19 protein-coding genes, 2 tRNA genes and 1 pseudogene are annotated in these 18,950 nt (G+C 70.9%); 13 read left to right on the top strand and 9 right to left on the bottom strand.

Going from position 1 to position 18,950, the window contains the following annotated elements:
• Positions 1 to 1,041 (top strand): annotated as a pseudogene (locus tag ENSA5_RS34945) (hypothetical protein); the annotation flags it as partial.
• Positions 1,042 to 1,188: 147 nt separating this feature from the next.
• On the opposite strand, the gene ENSA5_RS36710 reads toward ENSA5_RS34945, so the two are convergent.
• Genes ENSA5_RS36710 through ENSA5_RS34935 form a run of 3 tightly spaced genes read right to left on the bottom strand, consistent with a single transcriptional unit; the run spans position 1,189 to position 5,199 of the window.
• The gene (locus ENSA5_RS36710; protein WP_146156449.1) at positions 1,189 to 3,249 is read right to left on the bottom strand and encodes a hypothetical protein; all 2,061 of its coding nucleotides are present in this window, start codon (positions 3,247 to 3,249) and stop codon (positions 1,189 to 1,191) included.
• Entirely contained in the window at positions 3,240 to 4,859 is a 1,620-nt protein-coding gene (locus ENSA5_RS34940; RefSeq protein WP_106396057.1) for a serine/threonine-protein kinase, read from the bottom strand. Before ENSA5_RS34940 ends, ENSA5_RS36710 begins: the two co-directional genes overlap by 10 nt.
• A gap of 46 nt (positions 4,860 to 4,905) precedes the next feature.
• The gene (locus ENSA5_RS34935) at positions 4,906 to 5,199 is read right to left on the bottom strand and encodes a hypothetical protein (RefSeq protein WP_106396056.1); all 294 of its coding nucleotides are present in this window, start codon (positions 5,197 to 5,199) and stop codon (positions 4,906 to 4,908) included.
• Positions 5,200 to 5,309: 110 nt separating this feature from the next.
• Here ENSA5_RS34935 and ENSA5_RS34930 point away from each other — a divergent pair, with 110 nt between their 5' ends.
• The 3 genes from ENSA5_RS34930 to ENSA5_RS34920 are packed head-to-tail and all read left to right on the top strand — an operon-like array spanning position 5,310 to position 7,372.
• Positions 5,310 to 6,182, top strand: coding sequence for a protein-disulfide reductase DsbD domain-containing protein (locus tag ENSA5_RS34930; protein ID WP_181198480.1), 873 nt, complete (start codon positions 5,310 to 5,312; stop codon positions 6,180 to 6,182).
• Positions 6,167 to 6,940 (top strand): redoxin domain-containing protein, encoded by a 774-nt coding sequence (locus ENSA5_RS34925; protein ID WP_258183114.1) that lies wholly within the window; start codon positions 6,167 to 6,169, stop codon positions 6,938 to 6,940. The genes ENSA5_RS34930 and ENSA5_RS34925 overlap by 16 nt, the downstream gene beginning before the upstream one ends.
• Before the next feature lie 57 nt (positions 6,941 to 6,997).
• Positions 6,998 to 7,372 (top strand): hypothetical protein, encoded by a 375-nt coding sequence (locus ENSA5_RS34920; RefSeq protein ID WP_106396054.1) that lies wholly within the window; start codon positions 6,998 to 7,000, stop codon positions 7,370 to 7,372.
• Positions 7,373 to 7,558: 186 nt separating this feature from the next.
• Here the strand turns inward: ENSA5_RS34920 and hemC are convergent, their stop codons facing one another.
• The 4 genes from hemC to ENSA5_RS36705 all read right to left on the bottom strand — a co-directional run bounded on the left by hemC (position 7,559) and on the right by ENSA5_RS36705 (position 11,156).
• Positions 7,559 to 8,536, bottom strand: a complete 978-nt coding sequence (gene hemC, locus ENSA5_RS34915) for a hydroxymethylbilane synthase (RefSeq protein WP_181198479.1) — start codon at positions 8,534 to 8,536, stop codon at positions 7,559 to 7,561.
• Positions 8,533 to 9,912 carry a glutamyl-tRNA reductase gene (gene hemA, locus ENSA5_RS34910; RefSeq protein WP_106396053.1) on the bottom strand — a complete coding sequence of 460 codons (1,380 nt, stop codon included), beginning with the start codon at positions 9,910 to 9,912 and terminating at the stop codon, positions 8,533 to 8,535. The genes hemC and hemA overlap by 4 nt, the downstream gene beginning before the upstream one ends.
• Before the next feature lies 1 nt (position 9,913).
• Entirely contained in the window at positions 9,914 to 10,705 is a 792-nt protein-coding gene (gene ccsA, locus ENSA5_RS34905) for a cytochrome c biogenesis protein CcsA (RefSeq protein WP_106396052.1), read from the bottom strand.
• A gap of 82 nt (positions 10,706 to 10,787) precedes the next feature.
• Positions 10,788 to 11,156, bottom strand: a complete 369-nt coding sequence (locus ENSA5_RS36705) for a hypothetical protein (RefSeq protein WP_146156448.1) — start codon at positions 11,154 to 11,156, stop codon at positions 10,788 to 10,790.
• Positions 11,157 to 11,277: 121 nt separating this feature from the next.
• Between ENSA5_RS36705 and ENSA5_RS34900 the strand changes: the two genes are divergently transcribed.
• The 8 genes from ENSA5_RS34900 to ENSA5_RS34865 all read left to right on the top strand — a co-directional run bounded on the left by ENSA5_RS34900 (position 11,278) and on the right by ENSA5_RS34865 (position 17,155).
• Entirely contained in the window at positions 11,278 to 11,979 is a 702-nt protein-coding gene (locus ENSA5_RS34900) for an NUDIX hydrolase (protein WP_181198478.1), read from the top strand.
• Positions 11,976 to 13,007, top strand: coding sequence for a hypothetical protein (locus ENSA5_RS34895; protein ID WP_146156447.1), 1,032 nt, complete (start codon positions 11,976 to 11,978; stop codon positions 13,005 to 13,007). Before ENSA5_RS34900 ends, ENSA5_RS34895 begins: the two co-directional genes overlap by 4 nt.
• Positions 13,008 to 13,021: 14 nt before the next feature.
• The gene (locus ENSA5_RS34890) at positions 13,022 to 13,888 is read left to right on the top strand and encodes a hypothetical protein (protein WP_106396049.1); all 867 of its coding nucleotides are present in this window, start codon (positions 13,022 to 13,024) and stop codon (positions 13,886 to 13,888) included.
• A gap of 8 nt (positions 13,889 to 13,896) precedes the next feature.
• Positions 13,897 to 14,415, top strand: a complete 519-nt coding sequence (locus ENSA5_RS34885) for a 4-hydroxylaminobenzoate lyase (protein WP_106396048.1) — start codon at positions 13,897 to 13,899, stop codon at positions 14,413 to 14,415.
• A gap of 178 nt (positions 14,416 to 14,593) precedes the next feature.
• A complete protein-coding gene (locus ENSA5_RS34880; RefSeq protein ID WP_146156446.1) occupies positions 14,594 to 15,316 on the top strand; it encodes a hypothetical protein in 723 nt (240 codons plus the stop codon).
• Between the two features lie 80 nt (positions 15,317 to 15,396).
• Positions 15,397 to 15,469 (top strand) — tRNA-Glu (locus ENSA5_RS34875).
• Positions 15,470 to 15,501: 32 nt separating this feature from the next.
• Positions 15,502 to 15,574 (top strand) — tRNA-Lys (locus ENSA5_RS34870).
• Between the two features lie 216 nt (positions 15,575 to 15,790).
• Positions 15,791 to 17,155, top strand: coding sequence for a serine/threonine-protein kinase (locus ENSA5_RS34865; protein ID WP_106396046.1), 1,365 nt, complete (start codon positions 15,791 to 15,793; stop codon positions 17,153 to 17,155).
• On the opposite strand, the gene ENSA5_RS34860 is transcribed toward ENSA5_RS34865, so the two are convergent.
• The gene (locus ENSA5_RS34860) at positions 17,136 to 17,567 is read right to left on the bottom strand and encodes a hypothetical protein (protein ID WP_181198477.1); all 432 of its coding nucleotides are present in this window, start codon (positions 17,565 to 17,567) and stop codon (positions 17,136 to 17,138) included. The two genes, ENSA5_RS34865 and ENSA5_RS34860, sit on opposite strands and share 20 nt — an antisense overlap.
• Positions 17,568 to 18,424: 857 nt before the next feature.
• On the opposite strand from ENSA5_RS34860, the gene ENSA5_RS34855 reads away from it, so the two are divergent.
• On the top strand, positions 18,425 to 18,763 hold the full coding sequence (locus tag ENSA5_RS34855) for a hypothetical protein (RefSeq protein ID WP_106396044.1): 339 nt from the start codon (positions 18,425 to 18,427) through the stop codon (positions 18,761 to 18,763).
• Here the strand turns inward: ENSA5_RS34855 and ENSA5_RS34850 are convergent.
• Positions 18,751 to 18,942, bottom strand: a complete 192-nt coding sequence (locus tag ENSA5_RS34850) for a hypothetical protein (protein WP_146156444.1) — start codon at positions 18,940 to 18,942, stop codon at positions 18,751 to 18,753. The two genes, ENSA5_RS34855 and ENSA5_RS34850, sit on opposite strands and share 13 nt — an antisense overlap.
• Positions 18,943 to 18,950: the final 8 nt, after the last annotated feature.

Below are 18,950 nucleotides of genomic sequence, written 5' to 3'. Positions count from 1 at the left end.
GCCGCGGCTGGGGGCGCGGCCCCAGCCGCGCCCCCAGCCGCGGCTTTGGCTCCGGGCGCGACCGTGGTCCCGGGTCAGATCGCGGCGGCCCAGCCCGCGCAAGCCCAGCCCGCGCAAGCCCGGCGCAAGCTCCCGCGGGTCTTGCTCTTTGTCGGCGCCGGCGTCCTCGCTGTCCTGGTCATCATCGCCGCGATCCCGAGCGAGACCAGCGAGCAGCTCGTCTCGGCCGACGACTCGCGCGCGACCTCGGGCGAGGGCACGGGCTCCGACGCCGCGGCCCCGAGCCCCGACGAGGCGGTCTACCTCGACATCGATCGCCTGCTCAGCGCCAAAGACACCGACGCGGCCCTCGAGCTGATCCGGCGCACGCGAGACGAATTCCCGAGCGACAGCGGCCTCTTGTGGCGAGAGGGCCGCGCGCTCGCGCTGGCCGGGGGCGAGGCCAACCGCGTGACGGCCCTGCACCGCTACGCCGAGGCGGCCGGCTCCGATCCCGCGCTCGCAGCTCGGACCGAGTTCGAGGCCGAGCTCCGCAACCTCCTGCGTGACAAGAAGCTGCGCGAGACCGCGATCGACGTGGCGGTCCGCCGGCTCGGCGGCCTCGGTCACACCTTCCTGCTCGAGGTCATCAACGACACCCAGGCCGAGCTCGCCTACGTCACCCGCCACCGGATCATCGACGAGCTCCAGCACGAGCCGGCCATGGTCGCGCGCATCGATCTGCGCCGACACCTGGCCCTCGATCTGAGCCAGGCAGGCGACTCGCCGACGCCCTGCGCGGCCTTCGCTAGCGCGCTCGACACCATCGCCGCGGGCGACGACCCCTACTTCGTCGACGCGCTGATGACCAAGGCCCTCGTGGCCCCCGCGGCTCCGGGAGTCGGTGAAGACGCGAGCGCCTGCGCGGGCCTCGACGCCAAGCTCGAGCAGGTCCGCGCTCAATTCAGGACCAACCACCCCAAGGCCGCGGCCAAGGCCGAGCGGTCGTCTTCGAAGAAGAAGAAGAGGAAAAAGAGGGGCGGCTTCAGGCTACCGTTTTAAAGCGGCGACCAGGTTGAATTCACGCCGCCAGGCACGTCTGGGGCCGCTCCTGCCGTTGGCGCTCGACGCTCGCAGCGAGCGGGCCGACCGAGCGGCCGACCTGCCCCTGCGCGGGTCCTTGCGAGCGACGAGCGCTCCGGGGCTCGACTAAAAGCTGAACTGCACGCCGTAGAGGCCGACCAGCGAGAGGTTCGCGAACAGCTCCGAGCGCGGCTCGTTGCCGACGATGTCGACGGCGACCGCGGTCCGCTCGCGCAGCATCAATCGGCCCTGGACGACCAACGCGACCCAGCGGCGCAGGGCAAAGCGAGCGTCGAGGCTCGGGGAGATGATCCAGTTGAAGCGGCTGGTGTGGGCGATGTCGCCGGGATTGATCGGCCAGGACCCGCCAACCCCGACGCCGAAGCCCAGGGCCAGCGGCGGGACCACGTCGACGATCACGGCCGGCTCGATCAAGAGCCGCGCCCAGGCGATCTTGGCGGCGAGCTGGCGCGGGTCCTCGCCGATCGATCCGGCCCCAAAGTAGCCCCACTGACCGAGGGTCCCGCCCAGGCGCAGCTCGTAGGCGACGCGGGCATAGCGAGGATCTCGCGGGCGAAAATTGGCCGCGAGCTGACCGATCGCCATGAAGTAGACCTGGCGCGCGAGCTCGTCCGGGGCGCCACCGTAGACGACCGCGCTGCCGCCACCTTGAGCCAGCATCACGTTGAAGGTCAGCAAGCGCGCGGTCTTGTGGACCTCGCCGAACTCGACCGCCCCGTCGCGGATCTCGGCCGAGCCCTCGAGGTAGCGGCGGTCGCCGACGAGGCGGTAGCGGAGCGGATCGCAGCTGGCCCCCGCGGCCAGGATCCGCAGCTCGTCGACGTCCTCGACCGCGTACTTGCGCGAGCTCCCGTCGTTGTCGAGCAGCTCGACGTGGGTGATGCGGCTACCGGGCACCCGACGGCTCCAGCCATCGAGGGTCGCGCCAAGATAGATCTGATCGCTCTCGACGTAGGACGACAGGGTCTGGCCGGGGCGCTGGAGGATCTCCGTCCAGCGCTGGCCGGGGTCGGCCTTCCGAAAGCTGACCGCGACCGGGGGCGAGACGTCGACCCACTCGTCTTCGCCCTCGTCGCCGCCTGCGGGGCACAGGTACTGACAGGTGCCATCGTCGAGGGGCGTCGCCTCGCAGCTCAGCCCCCCCTCGATGTTTGCGACGGGGCAGGTGCCCGTGGCCCACACGCACGCGGGCGGGGCCCAGATGAACGCGAGCTGGTGAGGGTTGAGGCGCAGCTCCCCCTCGGGCCAGGCCGTGTCCCAGCTCGCGGCGAAGCGCGTCGCCGTGGGGGTCTCGCCGGCGATCGGCGGCAGCTCGACCTCGAGTCGACCGAAGCCCTCGGCCCGGGGCAGCTCCACCCGCATCCGCGCCGACCCCCGCAGCGGACCGACGCAGGTCTGGGCGTCGAGCTCGACCTCGTGGGCCCGCAACCGGAGGCGATCACGATCGGACTCGCGCAGGCGCACGCCCGGCAGCTCGACCTCGACCCCATGGCAGCGCGGGGCCAGGGGCAAGACCACGAGCTCGCTGCGGTCGGAGCCCTCCTCGGCCCGAAACGCGCGGGTGTGGGCGTCGTAGTGGCCGCCGAGGCTGCGGGCGGTCACGACGATCCGGCTCAGATCTGCCTGGACGCCGATCGTGACCACGCCGCCGGTCAGCTTGAGCGACTCGAGCTGCGGCGGCGAGCCCTCGAGGTGCTCGAGCATCATGACGAGCACTCGAGGATCGCGGGCCGAGCGATCGGCGACGAGGCTGTCGGAGGTGCACGCGACCCACAGATCGTCGGCCTGCTGACCGGCGAGGGGCAGCTCGATCCGAGGCAGGCAGGCGCCGCCGGCCTCACACGCGACGTCCTCGGCGCTGCCGCCCCAGGTCGCGGGATCGAGGATCAGCTCGGTGGCCGCGGCAGGCTCCTGGGCGTCGTCTCGACCGGGCCCGGAGCTCGACAGCAGCTCGCTGAGGTGCTGACGCGTGCGCGGGCCCTCGCCCTGCGAGACCACGCACAGGTGGGTCGGGACCTCGCCGACCTCCGGGCGCAGATCGACGGTCACGACCCCGTAGGGCTTGGCCGCCCGGGCCAGCGCCGGGAGCAGCAGGGCCGCGAGCAGGACCGCGGCCACGACCCACGCCCGCGAGCGGCGCAACCTGGGGGCGCGGCTCAGCTGCACGCGTCGGCGCTCGCTTTCCCGCACAGTGAGTAGCCGGCGCAGTCTCGCGGTGAGAAATTGCGGGTCCGGCTTCGACGTCGCTCGACCCGGCAGGTGAAGCAGACGCCGTCGTGCTCGAAGCTGCCCCGCCGGGTGTTGGTCCGCGTGAGCAGGGTGTAGCGATCTTCGTGGAGGTGACACCAGCCGCGCAGCTCGGGCGCGGGCGCGGGCGCGGCCAGCTCGGGCTCGGCCTCCGCTCCGGTGTCGGTGCCCGGCTCGACCTCCCCGGTGTCGGAGGCCAGCGCGAGCTCGAGCGCGGCCCCTGCATCGGCCCCCGGCTCGGACGCGGCGGGCTCGACCACCCCCGGCTCGGACACAGCGGGCTCGGCCGCGGCGACCTGCGCGGACTCGCTGGCGGGCGCGGGCTCCGGCTCCGACCCCGGTGACGACGAGCCCGGCTCCCGATTGGGCCCAGCGAACAGCCCGAGCTCCAACCCGACGAGCCCGACGACGGCGACCACCACCAGCGCCGCGACCCCAAACCACCGCCACGAGCTCCCGGCCTCGGGCAGCTCGGTAGCGACCGGCTCGGCGAGCACCGCCTCGAGCTCGACGAGCACCGCCGCCATGTCGTCATGGCGCGCGTCAGGATCGGGATCGAGGCCCCGCGCGATGATCTGCCACAGCCGCCGCGGCACGGGCGAGTCCGGGTCGGGCTCGATCACGCGTCCGTCCGAGACCGCCTGGACGTGGGCCGAGATGTTGCGCGAGCCAAAGGGCAGCTGGCGATAGACGCCCTCGTAGAGCGAGGCACAAAAGGCGAATTGATCGCTGCGCGCGTCGGCCGGGCGACCGAGGTAGAGCTCGGGCGCCATGTACAGCGGGGTCCCGATCAGCGCGCCGGTCTCGGTCAGCCCCCCGGCGAAGGCCGCGGTCGGCAGGTGGGCCAGATCTGCGTCTGCGCCCGCGCCCCCGTCGGTCTGGGCCAAGCTCGGCGCGGGCGCGCGCTCGCGATCGTCGGTGCTCGGGGCCTCGACGGGCCGATGGACCCGGGCGAGGCCGAAGTCGAGCACGCGCACGCGCCCATCGTCGCCGACGAGGACGTTCTCGGGCTTGAAGTCGCGGTGGACCAGCGCGACCTCGTGGGCGGCCGCGAGCCCGCGCCCGGCGGCGATGAACAGCTCGAGGGTCGCGCGCCACTGGGCGCAGCGGCGCCCGTCGAGCCAGCGGCGCAGATCCGGACCCGCGACCAGCTCCATGGCCACGAACACCTGCCCGTCCTCGGTCCCGACGTCGTAGACGGTGATCACGTTGGGGTGCGAGAGCTTGGCCAGCGCCCGAGCCTCGCGCAGCATCCGGGCCCGGGCCTTGTCGTCGGCCGACGAGTCGGCGTGGAGCAGCTTGACCGCGACCGGGCGATCGAGGTCCGGATCGTGGGCGCGAAAGACCACCCCCATCCCGCCAGCCCCGAGCCGCGAGTCGATCTCGTAGCGGCCGACGCTGAGGCGCTCGGGCTCGTCTTCGCTCGGCCCGAACAGCGCCGCCGCGACACCGATCCGCGCGCGTTTGGCCTCGAAGTCGTCGTAGGCCGGCGCACCCTCGCGCAAGGGATCTGGGCTTTGCTCGGCCATGCTCGTCACGCCTCAGCGACGTCCGATTTCCAATGGTAACAGAGTGTCAACAGGCGCCGGCTTCGGGGATGCTGTCGGCGGCCCACGTGCACCACGACAGCCAGGTCCAGCGCAGCAGCCCTCGGCGCGCCCGCAGCTGGCCGTAGTGAGCCTCGCACCGCTCCCGATCCGAGGCCTCGATCGGCTCGCCCGCGAGCTCGCCGAGCTCGAGGACGTGCGAACAGGTCGCGCCCACGCCTGGGGCCGTTGCGACCGGGGCGGCGAGCATCGAGACGGTGACCGCGGCGGCGATCAGCCAGCCGCGTCGTCGGGCCTTCGCGCGCGCGTTGGGGGCCACCACGGGGCTACGGTACAGCTTTCGTCGACAGGCGCCGAGCCACGGGCTGCGATCGCGCCATGATCGAGCGCGCCGCTGTTGCTGTGAGCAGGTCAGCGCCCTACCCTGCCTGCGTGACTCGGATCGTCTGCTCGCTCGCGACCGCCTCGCTCGCCCTGCTCCTCGCCGGGTGCAAGACCGGCGGCACAGATCCCACAGCCGCGGAGCTGCGCGCGAACGACGAGCCCGGGCCGAGCAAGGTCGAGCCCGAGCGGCCGCCGCTGGTCACCGTCGAGCTCGCGCTCGTCGACGACGCCGCGCGCGAGCGCCTCGCCGCGCGCCTCGGGCCCGGCAGCTCCCTGGCCGGAGCCGAGGCGCTCGTGGCCGTGCGCCACCAGATCGAGCCGGGCTGGCACATCTACTGGAAAAACCCCGGCGAGACGGGCCTCCGGACCCGGCTCACGGTCGAGGCCGAGCACGCCGAGGCTGGCGAGACGCTCTACCCCGCGCCCGAGCGCTTCGCTAGCGAGGGCGGCCAGCAGAGCTACGGCTGGGGCGAGACGGCGGTGTTGTTCGTCCCCCTGAGCGAGCTCGGCGAGGGCGCGCAGATCGAGCTGCGCAGCAACTACCTCGCCTGCGCCCAGAGCTGCATCCCGGGCGAGAGCGAGGTCGGCGCCCGCGTGGCCGAGCTCGCCCAGGCCAGCGACGCCGCGACCGTCGAGATGCTCGCGCGGGTCCCGGAGCCGGCCAACGCGCGCGTCGCCTCCAGCTGGATCGACGGCGCCTTGCACCTGCGGCCGAGCGCGGAGGATCTCCAGCTCACCGAGCTGTTCCCCTACGCAACCGAGACCGCGATCCTCGGTAACCAAGACCGCACGGGCGACGATCTAGTGCTCCACTACCGTTTCACTGGAGCCCCGCCCGCGGGCGCCCAGGGTGTCTTGCGCGCGACCCTCGCCGGGCAGACACGCTGGCTCGAGCTCGCGGTCCCGTGGCCACCCGCGTGACCGACAACAAGCAGACAACCATCATGAACCACCTCGCCCCGACCGTCCTCGCCCTGTCCCTCTCGCTGCCCCTCGTCGGCTGCGGCGGCTCCACCAGCGCCGACGATGCCAAGACCGAGAAGCCCAAGGGCGACGCCAAGTCTGACGACGCCAAGTCTGACGACGCCAAGCCCGACGACGCCAAGCCCGAGCCGGCCGAGGCGCCCGCCGGCTACAGCGCCCACCTGCTCACGGCCCTGACCGAGCTCGGCGCCGGAGAGGCCGTGACCCTGTCCGAGACCACCGCCTACGGATGCGGCGTCAAGTATGCGGACGCCGGAGCCGAGGCCACCGCCGTGCTCGGCCAGCCCGCGCCCGCGTTCACCTTGCCCGACCTCGACGGCGCGCAGGTCTCGCTCGCCGACTTCGCCGGCAAGACCGTCGTGCTCGAGTGGTTCAACCCCGACTGCCCCTTCGTCAGGTACGCCCACGGCGAGGGCCCGCTCGCGACCCTCGGCAACGAGCAGACCAAGGCCGGCGTCGTGTGGCTCGCGATCAACTCCGGCGCGCCCGGCAAGCAGGGCGCGGGCGTCGAGCGCAACAAGCAAGCCAAGGCCGAGTGGAAGATCGAGCACCCGATCTTGATCGACGAGGACGGCGCCGTCGGCCACAGCTACGGGGCCAAGACGACGCCGCACATGTTCGTGATCAACCCCGCGGGTGAGCTCGTCTACGCGGGCGGCCTCGACAACGCGCCGCTCGGCCGCGTCGACGGCTGAGCCGGCAAAGCACGCGCGCCCCCTTGCCGGCCCCGGGCGCCGAGCTAGAGACAGGGGATGGAAGCGAAGCAGCTAGCACCCGACGCACTGTTCACCCAGTACATCGACGTCGTGAATCGGGCGATCGCGGCCAACAAGGACGAGATTCCGTTCAAGCAGCTGTTGTCCGTGGGCGAGAAGATCCTCGGCGACAAGAGGATCGGCGTCGAGATCTACAAGACCGATCCCAAGTACCCGCACGACTATTTCACGCTGACCTACTCGGGCAAGGAGCTCCACGCCACCCACGGCAAGGACGCGCCCGACATCGGCTGGAAGGTCAAGGAGGAGCACCTCCAGCACGTGGTCGACGACCCCGACACCTTCATCGAGCACCCCACCAAGCTCGACCTCGACTGGCTCAAGACCCGGCTCAGCAGCATCAAGAGCTGACGACCGCCGCGGGCTCGGGCACGCGTGTCGGCATGAGCCTCTCAACGCCCACTGCGGCCCGCAGCAACTACCCTTCGCGTACGTCGACGCCTACGCCGGCGCGCTCGCGGCCGAGCTCGGCGTGAGCGAGCACCTCGGCGCCTACCGTAGGTACTCGCAACACGGGTCGGTCGACAGGCGCTCCGCTCACCCTCGGCGCGGCGCCTGCTTGTGGGCCTCGATGATCGCCCCCGCGCCGAGGCGCAGCAGCGTCTCGGCCAGGCCGCGGCCGAGCGCGGCCGCGTCGCTCGGATCGCCGACCTTGCGCGCGTCGAACAGCGGCGCGCCCGAGGGATCGACGACCAAGCCGCGCACGTGCAGGCTCGCCGCGCCCTCACCTTCCCCCTCGACGACCTGCGCGTGACAGGCCATCGGCACCTGACAGCCGCCCTCGAGCCGGGCGAGGAAGGCCCGCTCGGCCGCGGCGACGATCGCGGTGCGCGGGTCCTCGAGGGGCGCGAGCAGCTCGTGGACGGCCGCGTCCCCTGCCCGGGTCTCGAGCGCGAGGATGCCCTGGCCCGCGGCCGGGCACATGGCCTCGATGTCGAGGTACTCGACGATCTGGGCGTCGAGGCCGAGGCGCTGCAGCCCCGCGGCCGCGAGCAGCACGAGGTCGACGACGCCCTCCTCGATCTTGGCGATCCGCGTGGGCACGTTGCCGCGGATCGAGACGATCTCGAGCCCGGGGTTGATGCGCCTGGCCAGCGCCCCGCGGCGCAAGCTCGAGGTCCCGAGCCGGGTGCCCGCGGGAGCGCCCGCGAGGGTCGAGCCCGGCGGACCGACGAGCGCGTCGCGGGGATCGGCGCGCTCGGGCGTGCAGACGATCGCCAGACCCTCGGGCGGGTGGCCCGGGAGGTCCTTCATGCTGTGAACCGCGAGGTCGATCTCGCCGGCGAGGAGCTGGTCCTCGATGGCGTTCACGAACAGGCCCTTGCCGCCGACCTGGTTGAGCGGGCGATCGAGGATCTGGTCGCCCTTGGTCACGATCTTCACGAGCGTGACCTCGAGCGCGTCGCCCCAGTGGGCGAGCAGGGCGTCGCGGACATGCTTGGCCTGCCACAGCGCCAGCGCGCTCGCGCGGGTGCCGAGGCGCAGGTGCTTGGTCTTGGGTGCTTCGTCGTTCACGGGTCGTGCTCGGGCGGGTCGTCGGCCAGCTCGTCGCCCTTGGGGTTGTCGAGCTCGCCCTCGCGCTCACTCTCGCCAAGCTGGTCCTCGCTGTCCAGGGCCTCCTCGAGCGCGAACAAGGTCCGGAGCGCGCCCGACAGATCATCGCGCTCGGCGTGGATCGCCGACTCGCGCAGGGCCTTGAGCGGGCGGTGGAGGATCTTTTGAGTGATCGCGTGACCGAGGGCCGCGACGACCTCGCGCTGGGCCTCGTCGACCTCGCCGAGCCGCGCGATCGCCTTGTCGACCTCGTGCGCCATGATCGATCGCGCGTGGCTCCGCAGCTCGCGGATGACCGGGTTGAGGCTGCGCGCGCGCTGCCAGTGCAAGAACGAGAGGATCTCCTGCTCGAGGACCTCGTCGGCGGCCTTGGCCTCGACGCTGCGGGCCTGGAGGTTCGACAGGAGGATCTTCTGGAGGTCGTCGACGTCGTAGACGTAGACCGAGTCGAGCCGCCCGACCCGGGAGTGGACGTCGCGCGGGACCGCGATGTCGACCATGAAGATCGGCGCGCCCCGACGCTTGCGCATGATCTTGCGCATCATCCGGGGCTCGATGATCGGCTCGCTCGCGCCGGTGCTGGTCACGACCACGTCGGCCCGGATCAGGGCCTCGTCGAGCTGATCCCAGCCGTGGGCCTGGCCACCGACGGCCTCGGCGAGGGCCTCGCCGCGCTCGCGGCTGCGGTTGACCACGAAGATCTGCTCGGCCCCCGCGGCGCGCAGGTGGATCGCGGCCTGACGGGCCATCTCGCCGGCGCCGATCAGCGCGACCGTCGAGCCGCCGAGCTCGCCGAAGATGCTGCGCGCGAGGTCGACGGCGACCGAGGCGATCGACGCCCCGCCGCGGGCGATCTCGGTCTCGCTGCGCACGCGCTTGGCCCCGCGAAAGGCCATCGTCAAGCAGCGATCGAGGATCGGTCCGACGGTCTGGCGCTGGCGCGCGAGCTGCCACGCGTCCTTGACCTGGCCGAGGATCTGCGGCTCGCCGACGACCATGCTCTCGAGGCTCGCGGCGACCCGAAAGATGTGTCGCGCGGCGCCGTCTTGCTCGCGCACGAAGCAGTGGCGGCGAACGAGCTCGCCCTTGATCCCGCGCAGCTCGGCGAGCGCGTTGACGATCGTCTCGGGCTCGGGCGTGTCGGGCTGGACGGCGTAGACCTCGACCCGGTTGCAGGTCGACAGCAGCACGACCTCGCTCAGCGACGCCCGGGTCAGGAGGCCCGAGAGGCTGTCGCCGATCTGCTCGCGCGGGACCGCGAGCTGCTCGCGGAGATCGACCGGCGCGGTCGTGTGGTTGAGGCCCACGGCCAGCAGGCTCACGGCGTCATCCCCCAAGTCATGATCGTACGGCGTAGGACACGAGTATGAGGACCATGCACAAGAACGCGACCATCGTCAGCCATGCGGCCTTGCGCCCGCGCAGGCCCCACACCGCGCGCGAGACCAGGCTCGCCGAGCTGGCCACGAACGCGATCGCCGCGGCGGCGATCTCGATCGCGCGCTCACCCAGCATCTCCGGGCCGCCCTCGCGCAACAAGGCGATCGCGCCGGTCACGATCGCGAGGGTGAACACGGGCGTGACCAGCAGCACCAACCACCAGTGGAGACGGTCGAGGCCGCGCAGTGAGATCCCCGACTGGCCCGGCTGGAATTGCTTGGTCCTCAGCCGCCGCTCCATCCCGAGGTAGAGCCCCGCGACCCCCGCCGCGAGCACGAAGCCCGACACGCCGACGGTCGCGAGCGCGATGTGGGCCCGGACCAGGTCGGCGGAGACCGTGCCCGCCCCGGCGGGGACGGCCGGCCCCATGACCACGCCCAGGGTCAGGCCGATCAAGCCCAGGGGCGCGAGCACGGCCCCGAGCGCGCGCATTGGGCGTCGCTTGGCGCTGATCGCCAGGAACCCGGCGACCGCGATCAACAGCCCGAGGCTGGTCGCGAGGAAGACCGACTTGAAGGGGTGGTTGCCGTCGACGCACTGCGCGCCGACCGTGCCGAGGTGAAGGAGCGCCGCGCCAGCCAGGAGCGCGCGGGCCCACTGCTTGACCGGGCTGCCCTCGTCGGTGCCGGCGCCGTAGGCGAACGAGGCCGCGCCGTATGCGAGCGCGGCGAGGATGAAAAAGGGCAGCATCGGTATCGCCAGTATGAGGGCCCAACCCCCGCGGGCCCAGCCGGGAGATCAGATCAGCGGGGAGCTCAGATCGGCCAGTGGCTCAAGGAGCCCCGAGCGCCTCGATCGCGCCGACCAGCTGGCCCCAGGCGCCGCCGTCGAGCATCACCGGGGTCCCGTCGGGCCCGACCGGCGAGGCCACGAAGCCCGGGTTGACGGTGTAGGCGAAGTCCCCGAGCACGACCGAGCGCTCGTAGTGCTCGGCGCCCATCTGCGCGAGCTCCTGGGCCGTCTTGACCGCGCCGACGATGTCGTAGGGGTCGGCCTCGCCGCCGTCGATGCGCTCGAAGTAGACGCTCGGGTTGATGAACAGGCCCGCACCCGGGACCGCGTGAAAGCGCAGGATGTCGCCGTCGAGCGCGATCCCCCCCGCGGCGTGCCAGCGGTCGATGCAGTTTTGGGACATGAACACGCGGACCATCATCGTGAGGGTAATGCGCCGCCGGCCCTACAGACAAGCTGTGTCTGACCGCGCCAGCGCGCAGGCGTGCACGCATGGCCAGGGCGCAAAGGAACGTGATACCAACGCCGCGATGACCCCGGCTGTTCGACCCGCGGCGACGGTCGTCGTCCTGCGCCCCCGCAGCAGCGACGACCCCGAGCCCGAGCTGTACATGCTGCGCCGCTCGGCCAAGAGCGCGTTCATGCCCGACGCGCTGGTGTTCCCCGGCGGCCGCGTCGAAGACGAAGACGCGCAGGCCCAAGACGAGGGCGAGGACGCGCAATTTGCACGAGCCGCGCAAAGAGAGTGTCTCGAGGAGGCCAGCCTCGCCCTCGACCTCGCCAAGCTGCGCTGGTTCGACACCTGGACGACCCCCTCGGCGGAGTCCCGGCGCCGCTTCACCGCCCGCTTCTACCTGACCACGATCGCCCCCGACCAGGGTCACGAGGCGGTCGCCGACGGCGAGGAGACCCACGCGGGCCGCTGGGCCAGCGCGGCGACGATCCTCGACCAATGGCGGGCCGAGCAGGTCGACCTCCCGCCGCCGACCCTGAGCATCATGATGGGCCTCGCCAACGGTCACTGGCGCGAGTGGCTGGCGCGCCCGTCCGCGTCCGCGCGCGAACCGATCCTGCCCAAGGTCGTCCCCCTCGACACCAGCATCCAGATCGTCATGCCCCACGACCCCGAGTACGCCCAGCTGCCCGGTGACACCGGTTCGGTGCCCGAGCGCGTCCACCCCCTTCCCCGTCGCTTCGTCCGCGCGGGCAAGCGCTGGGTGCCGCAGTCATGAGCGCGCGTCGAGCAGCTTGGGTCCTTTGCCCCTTGCTCCTGAGCCTCGCGCTCGCGGGCTGCAAGGACGAAGAGACCAAGACCAAGCCCGAGGCCGAGGCCGGAGCCGACGCCAAGGCTGACGCCAAGACCGAGGCGGGCGCGAGCGACCCCAACGCTGGCGAAGACCCGGCTCAAGCCCCGGCGGCCGCCAGCGGCGAGCTCGATCAGCTCCTCGCCTGGCTGCCGCCCGATCCGATCGCCGTGGCCTTCGATCGCGTCGGCCAGCGCCTGGATCCGGCGATCGTGGCGGTGGTCTACGGGATCCCGCCGATGGCCGCCGACCTGCTCGTCGAGCGCGCCACCCTCGACGAGGCCCTCGACGTGGTCTTCGACGGCGACGCCGAGCCCGAGAACTGGCTCGCGTCAGACAGCCTCGCGTTTGGCGTCGCGCTGTCCAAGACGCCCTACTTCGTGCGCCCGCTGACCAAGCCCGCGGCCGAGCTCGCGCCGCTGTTCGAGCAGGGCGGCTTCAGCAAGAACACCGTCGACGAGATCGAGGTCTGGCTCCCGAGCGGGTCGTTCCCCTGGCGCATCGCGCTGGTCGGCGACGGGGTCGCGGCCTTCATCCCGGTCGACGTACCGGGCGCCGGGCTCGAGCCCCTGACCAGCGCGCGCGATCAAGACGGCACGGCGGTCGAGACCGAGCTCTCGCGCACGCTCACCGACGACCCGATGATCGAGCTGGTCCTGTTCTCGGCCGGGCCGCTGATCCACTACGACGTCAAGCAGACCATCGCCCAGGTCCAGTTCGCCTTGCGGCGGGTCCAGGGCCCCGGCGCCCAGGTCGGCTACGAAGGCCAGATCCGGCTCGAGCCCAGCGGCGACGTCGACGAGTGCACCAACGAGCTGCGCGAGCGCGCCCACCCCGAGGAGAACCAGCAGGTCCAAAAGCTGGTCTCTTCGGTCGAGTTCGTGGTCGAAGGTGGCGGCGTCGTCGGGCGTCTGGCGATCACGCCCGAGCAGGTCAAGCACTTCATCATTCGCTGAGGTCCGCGGCCGTGATGAGCATGACCTCGGCCACGCGGACAGCGCTCGCCACCTCGCTGCTGGCGCTGTCTGGCTGTCCGCACGAGCCGTCGGCGACCACCGCCGCCGAGGCCCCCGCCGTCGCCAACCGCCCCGAGCCCGAGCAGCCGCTCTGCGGGACCGGCGAGCGCTTCACCGACTACGCCTGGGTGCCCGACGACGCCCGCCTGACGACCTCGATTCAACGAGGCGACGGCGAGCTCGGCCCGGCCCTCACCACGCTCGCGCGCATGACCGAGGTGCCCGAGCTCGCGCTCCCGGTGTCCGCGGCCCTCGACTTTCGCAACCTCTCGCTCCAGCTTGCGAGCCTCGACCACCTCCTCGGCGAGCTCGGGCTCGATCCCGCCGAGCTTGTCGAGCTCCACAGCCCCGGCGGCGAGCTCGTGTGGCTGTGGCCCAGCGACTGTCCGCCGGCCTCGCTCGCCACGCGCGTGCTCGATCGCTGGCAGGTGATCATGCGCGCCGACCTCGAGCACCCCGGCCTGCGCTGGGGCGCCGGCTCGGCCGAGGGGCTGCCCTTCGACGTCTTGACCCTCGGCGAAGACCGGGTCGGGCTGGCCCCGCTCGGGCGCGGCGCGCAGGTCGGCGCGTGGTTGCTCGAGGTCCCGCGCGGCGGTGATGACGGACCTGGCCGCGCGCTCGCGGACATCGAGGCCGCGCCGATCCGCGCGGTCCTCAGCGGCGAGGCGCTGTTGACCCACGCGGGCGCGTCGACCCCGGCAGACCGCCCGCGCGACGCGAGCGCGCGACACCGACAGATCCGCGTGACCGGCGACGCGTGGGACGAGCTCGGCACCAACACCAACGCCGACACCAACACTCAGACCAAAACCGACACTTGAACTCCGCCATGTCTACCGAAGCCACTCCAAGCGCCGCGCTCCTCGAGCTCCTCGATCCCATCCTCGCGCGCGTCGCTGCCCTCGACCTCGCCAGCTGCGCCGACGAAGCGCAGATCCGCGAGCTCGAGGCGACGATCGAGCGCGAGTTTCCCCATGCTGGCGAGCGGGTCCAGGCGATCGGACGCGCGCTCGAGCGCGGCGTCCAAGAGGGTTGGTTGGCCAACCGCGGTCAACCCGAGGCCCGCTTTTCCCGCGTCGCCAAGCCCGGACCGGCGACCCACGGCCTCTCGATCGACGTCGTGAGCATGGTCGGCGCGGGTCTCGAGCACACCCACCCCGCCGGCGAACTCACGATCGGGTTTCCCGCAGACATGGACCGAGCGCCCGACACCTGCCAATTCGAGGGCCGACCGCCGTCTTGGGTGTTCCTGGGTCCGGGCTCCCGCCACGTGCCCCGCGTCATCGGCGAGCGCATGAACCTGATCTACTTCTTGCCCGACGGAGCGCTGCAGTGGCACCGCCCCTGACCCGATCGTCGACGCGCTGAAAGTCGATTGCTGGGGTCGCGCGTTCGCAGCCCGGCCGCGCTCCTCGCCAGCGCGCAACCCACGGATTCGCCGCACGGTGCCGGCGGTCCCCGCGTCCGACGCTTGAAACTCGGTCGCTGACCTGGCAAGAATGCGCCGACCCAGGAGACTTGTCCCCGTGTTCCGATCCGTCATCATCACTTCGTTGGTCCTCTCCCTCGCCCTCGTAACCGGTTGCGACAAGCCCCCCGAGGGCACCAACCCGCCCGACGACGGTACGACCGCCGACGCAGGCAAGGGCAAGGACAAAAAGAAGAACAAGAACAGGGACAAGACCGAGGACGGCGGCGGCGAGGGTGGCGACGACTCGGGCGCCGACGACTCCGAAGACCCGACCAAGAAGGTCTGCCCGGCCGAGACCGCCGACTACCCCGCGCCCTACTTCGCGGACACCGTCCTCATCCGTCTGCCCAAGAACGTGACCGAGGACAACTTCATCGAGTTCACGCCGACCTTTGCTCGGCTGAGCTCCGAGGTCGAGTCGGTCTCGTGCGTCGAGGGCACCCCCGGCGCCATGATCAGCTACATGGCGATGACCTTCTACGAGGACGACACGGCCAAGGACCTCATCACCTTGCGCGACGAGACCCTCGAGGTCATGGGCTACACCGGCCACACGATCTCCGAGGAGAAGCAGGACGACAAGATCCGCTTCTACCAGGGCGTGCTCGACGTGCCCGGCAGCGACGCCAAGCCCGAGCCGGCCAAGGCCCTGTTCCAGATGAGCGCCGCCAACGGGATGATGTACGCGATCGTCTACGAGACCCACCCCGCCGCCTGGAACGCGCTCAAAGAGACCTTCTACGCCTCCGCGAGCAAGATGTCCTTCCTGGCGCCCTGAGCCCAGCGATCAAATCGTCGCCTACGGGCGGTGTCTGCTTGCCGGACACCGCCCGAGCATGTAGAAACCCTTTCCCATCTGACCCCTTCGTCCAGAGGCCTAGGACACCGGCCTTTCACGCCGGCAACACGGGTTCGAATCCCGTAGGGGTCGCCGCCTCCACCTGTTCGTCACCTGACAGATCGGGGCTCGTAGCTCAGTTGGTAGAGCGACGGACTTTTAATCCGTTGGTCGTAGGTTCGAGTCCTACCGGGCTCAGCGGGGCACACCCCGAAGCGAACGCTTCGGGGTTTCTTTTTGGGTGGAGGCCCGGTCACGTTGGCGCGTTCGCGCCCCGCGCTCGGATCGAGCCGCCAACGGGGACTCACCACAGTCCTGAAATTGGCCACAGGACGCCGTTTACGCCGCGTCTGGGCGACAGCGATCTGGAGCCTGCGTTTCCACGCTAACCTCTGCAGGCCCCAGCCTCGCCCCATGCTCGCTCAACACAGCGATCGGAGCTCAGCTTCGGAGTCCTCAAACGGTCTGATTGCGGGCCGCTACGACATCTTGCGGCCCCTCGGCGACGGCGCGTTCGCGGTCGTCTACGAGGCCCTCGATCGCGATCTCGGCCGTCGCGTGGCCCTGAAGCTGTTCACCAGCTACGCCCCCGACGAGCTCGAGTTGGCCCTGCGAGAGGCCCGAGCAATGGCGCGCCTCAACCACCCCAACGTGCTGTCGGTCCACGACATCGGGGAACACCGAGGCACGCCTTTTCTCGCAATCGAGTACGCCCAGACCGATCTTCGCCGCTGGCTGATCGCGGGCTCGCGCGACCCCAACGAGATCCTGCACCTGTTTTGTGAGGCCGGCCGTGGCCTCGCGGCGGCTCACCGCGCGGACCTGGTCCACCACGACTTCAAACCTGCCAACGTGCTGCTGCGAACCGACGGCAGCGCCGCGGTCGGTGACTTCGGCCTCGCCCGGCACCTCGACAGCCACGACGACATCTGCCTCGACGAGGACGACGAGGACGAGCCCAGCCCCCGCAGGGGCGGCTACGCCGTCGGCACCTTGCGCTACATCGCCCCCGAGCGACTGCTCGGCCTCCACGGCGACGACCGGAGCGATCAATTCTCGTTTTGCGTGGCCCTGTGGGAGGGCCTCGCCGGCCAGCACCCCTTCTTCGGCTCCGACGCTCAGCGCCGCTACGAGTCGATCGCCGCTGGCGCCTCCGGCACCCCCCGCGGTCCCGCCCACGTCGTCCGCGCCCTCCGACGAGGCCTCTCGCTCGAGGCCCACGATCGCTTCAACAGCATGGACGACCTGCTCGCTGCCCTCGAGCAGCCCCGGCGCAAGAGCCCCGTTCGCTGGCTGCGCCCCGTGGCCACCACCGCGATGCTCAGCGCCGTGTTCCTCCTCGGCGTCGGCCTGTCCCGCGAAGCCCCGGCCCTCGACGTCAAGATCACGCCAACCCAAGAGCTCACCGCCGACGCGGCCATGGATCGTGCCTACGATCTCGCCTTCAACGGCGCCTACGGCGACAGCCTCGGTGTCGTCGTCGCGGTCATGCCGATCGTGCGTGAGGCCGACGCTCACTACCAGCGCGAGTACCTGGCCAAGCTCGAGATCCTCGGTGATCTCTTGTCCGAGGCCGACGCCCACTCCCAAGCTGCGTTCATGTACGCCGGCGGCATCAACCTGGCCAAGAGGCTCGGGGACGACACCACGGCCTTCGAGGCCAAGCGGTCGACGGCCACGGCCAAGGCCCGGCGGCTCACGCGGGCTGCGGCCGCGGCTGACGAGGGCGAAGGTCCCGGCTCCGGCAATGGTTCCAGTGCTAGTCCTGGTGGCAAATGAGGCCGTCGTCGGTCTTCTCGAGCTGCGTACACCACGTCGGCTCGCCCTCGGGGCAGCTGCCACCGACTGAGGGGACGCAGCCGTTGTCGCCGCAGCAGGCCAGGTCGTCGGGCAGCCCCTGCGACTCGAAGCTGCTCGGCACGCAAGACATGAACTTGCACGCGTCGGGGACCACGGCGTAGGCGGCGACGATGTTGAGGTCGGGGTCGACGACCTCGCCGTTGCGGAGGAAGTAGACCCGCGAGCCATCGACACAGGGCGCGGTGCCCTTGACCGTGGCGACGTCGCCGTTCCAGCAGACCTCGCCGTCGAAGACTGGGGCATTTGGCCCCGCGTACACGCACCCCCCGCGACCGTTGCCCGTGTCGACACCGGTGGCGATGCACAGATCGGGCGCGAAACTCCTCGCCATCGCCGAGCTAGGCGACATCGACACGGCGACCGTGCCGAGCCCACCGACAACACCAAGCACGAAAGGGGCGACCAGAGCGAGAGCCGAGAACATCTCTTTGCAACGGAACATGATGTCAACATACACAGATTTGGAAGCATGTGAATGCTGTAGTTAAACAAAAAAAGGTGGTGCCCAGATTCAAATTGTCCATACGACCAAGCTGCGGCGCGAGCGAACAAGCGGCCCAAAATGGCACCCACTGGGGTCTTTTGGCCAATAGTGGGCCGGACGACCAATTCAGTCACCTATTGTCCATCGGATCCATTTATGCACTGTACGCAGTCAGACCCGGCCCTCAGCGCGAAAATGGCCTCCCATTGAACTGTCTACACCGTCGCGACCATGTCCATTGGTCCAGCGCGCTCACGCCGACCGATGGTGCGAGATTGCCCCCGGCGATCGCCAGCTGACCTCGTCCGCGGAGAAAGATCCCAGGTCGAGATCGTCTCCCCGAGCGCGACCAGGGTGCGCCAAGAGCACGCCTGCGGAGGGATCCGGCCGCTCGGCCCTTTCCCTCCGCGTCGGGGGTGGTCGCCCCCTCATCGAGGAAGATGTGCATTCGTATCGGCACCCCGCACAAGGGCGGAAGAAGGATGGAAGGAGCCCTGAGGCAGACTTCAGGAGCTGCGCCCCGAGGCCACCTCGGGGAGCTCGAGACCGACCAAAACTATAGCTCTGGCGCCCGCGCGAGGATGGCGAATGTGCGCGCGGCGACGAGCGGTGCCCGGCAGCCGTCCCCAGCACCCAGCGAGCGCGGCGCCCGGCAAATTTCGCGTGCCCGGAACTTTCGCCCGTCGCCAGCCTCCGGGCACCGCATGCAACGCGAGCGACGAACGATGGCCGAGCTGATCGAGCGTGAGCTCCTGCCGATCCTCAACATCATCGTCTTGCTCATCCCCGTGGCGATGCTCGGGCTCGAGCTCGCCAGCTTCGGCGCCAGCCAGGCCTCGATGCCCGACTCGCGGCTCGATGTGGCCGAGCTCGAGACCCCGCGGGCGCCGCAGCCGCCGCTGGCGGCGATCCCAGCGGACGAGGTGACGCCCGTGGCCGGCCCCGCGCGGGCGCGGGCGCGGATCGAAGGGCGCGAGCGCGGAGAGGCGCCACGCCACAGCCCCCCCGTGTTCCCCGATCCCATGCTCGGCTATGGACCGTGATCCCTGCCTGGCTCTTCTTGGGCCTCGCGCTCGGTCGGCGGGAGCCGCGTCGCACGCAGCCACAAGATCGCAACCGCGAGCGTGCAGATCGAGACCAGGCCGACGACGACGGCGATGAACTTGCGAGGGCCACGCCCACGGGTGGGAATTGGCCGCTCGCGGTCCGCGGGGTCGCTCACGACCACAG

Source organism: Enhygromyxa salina (genome assembly GCF_002994615.1).
In the GTDB taxonomy this organism is placed as follows: Bacteria; Myxococcota_A; Polyangia; order Nannocystales; family Nannocystaceae; genus Plesiocystis; species Plesiocystis salina_A.
This window is presented reverse-complemented; position numbering and strand designations above follow the sequence as displayed.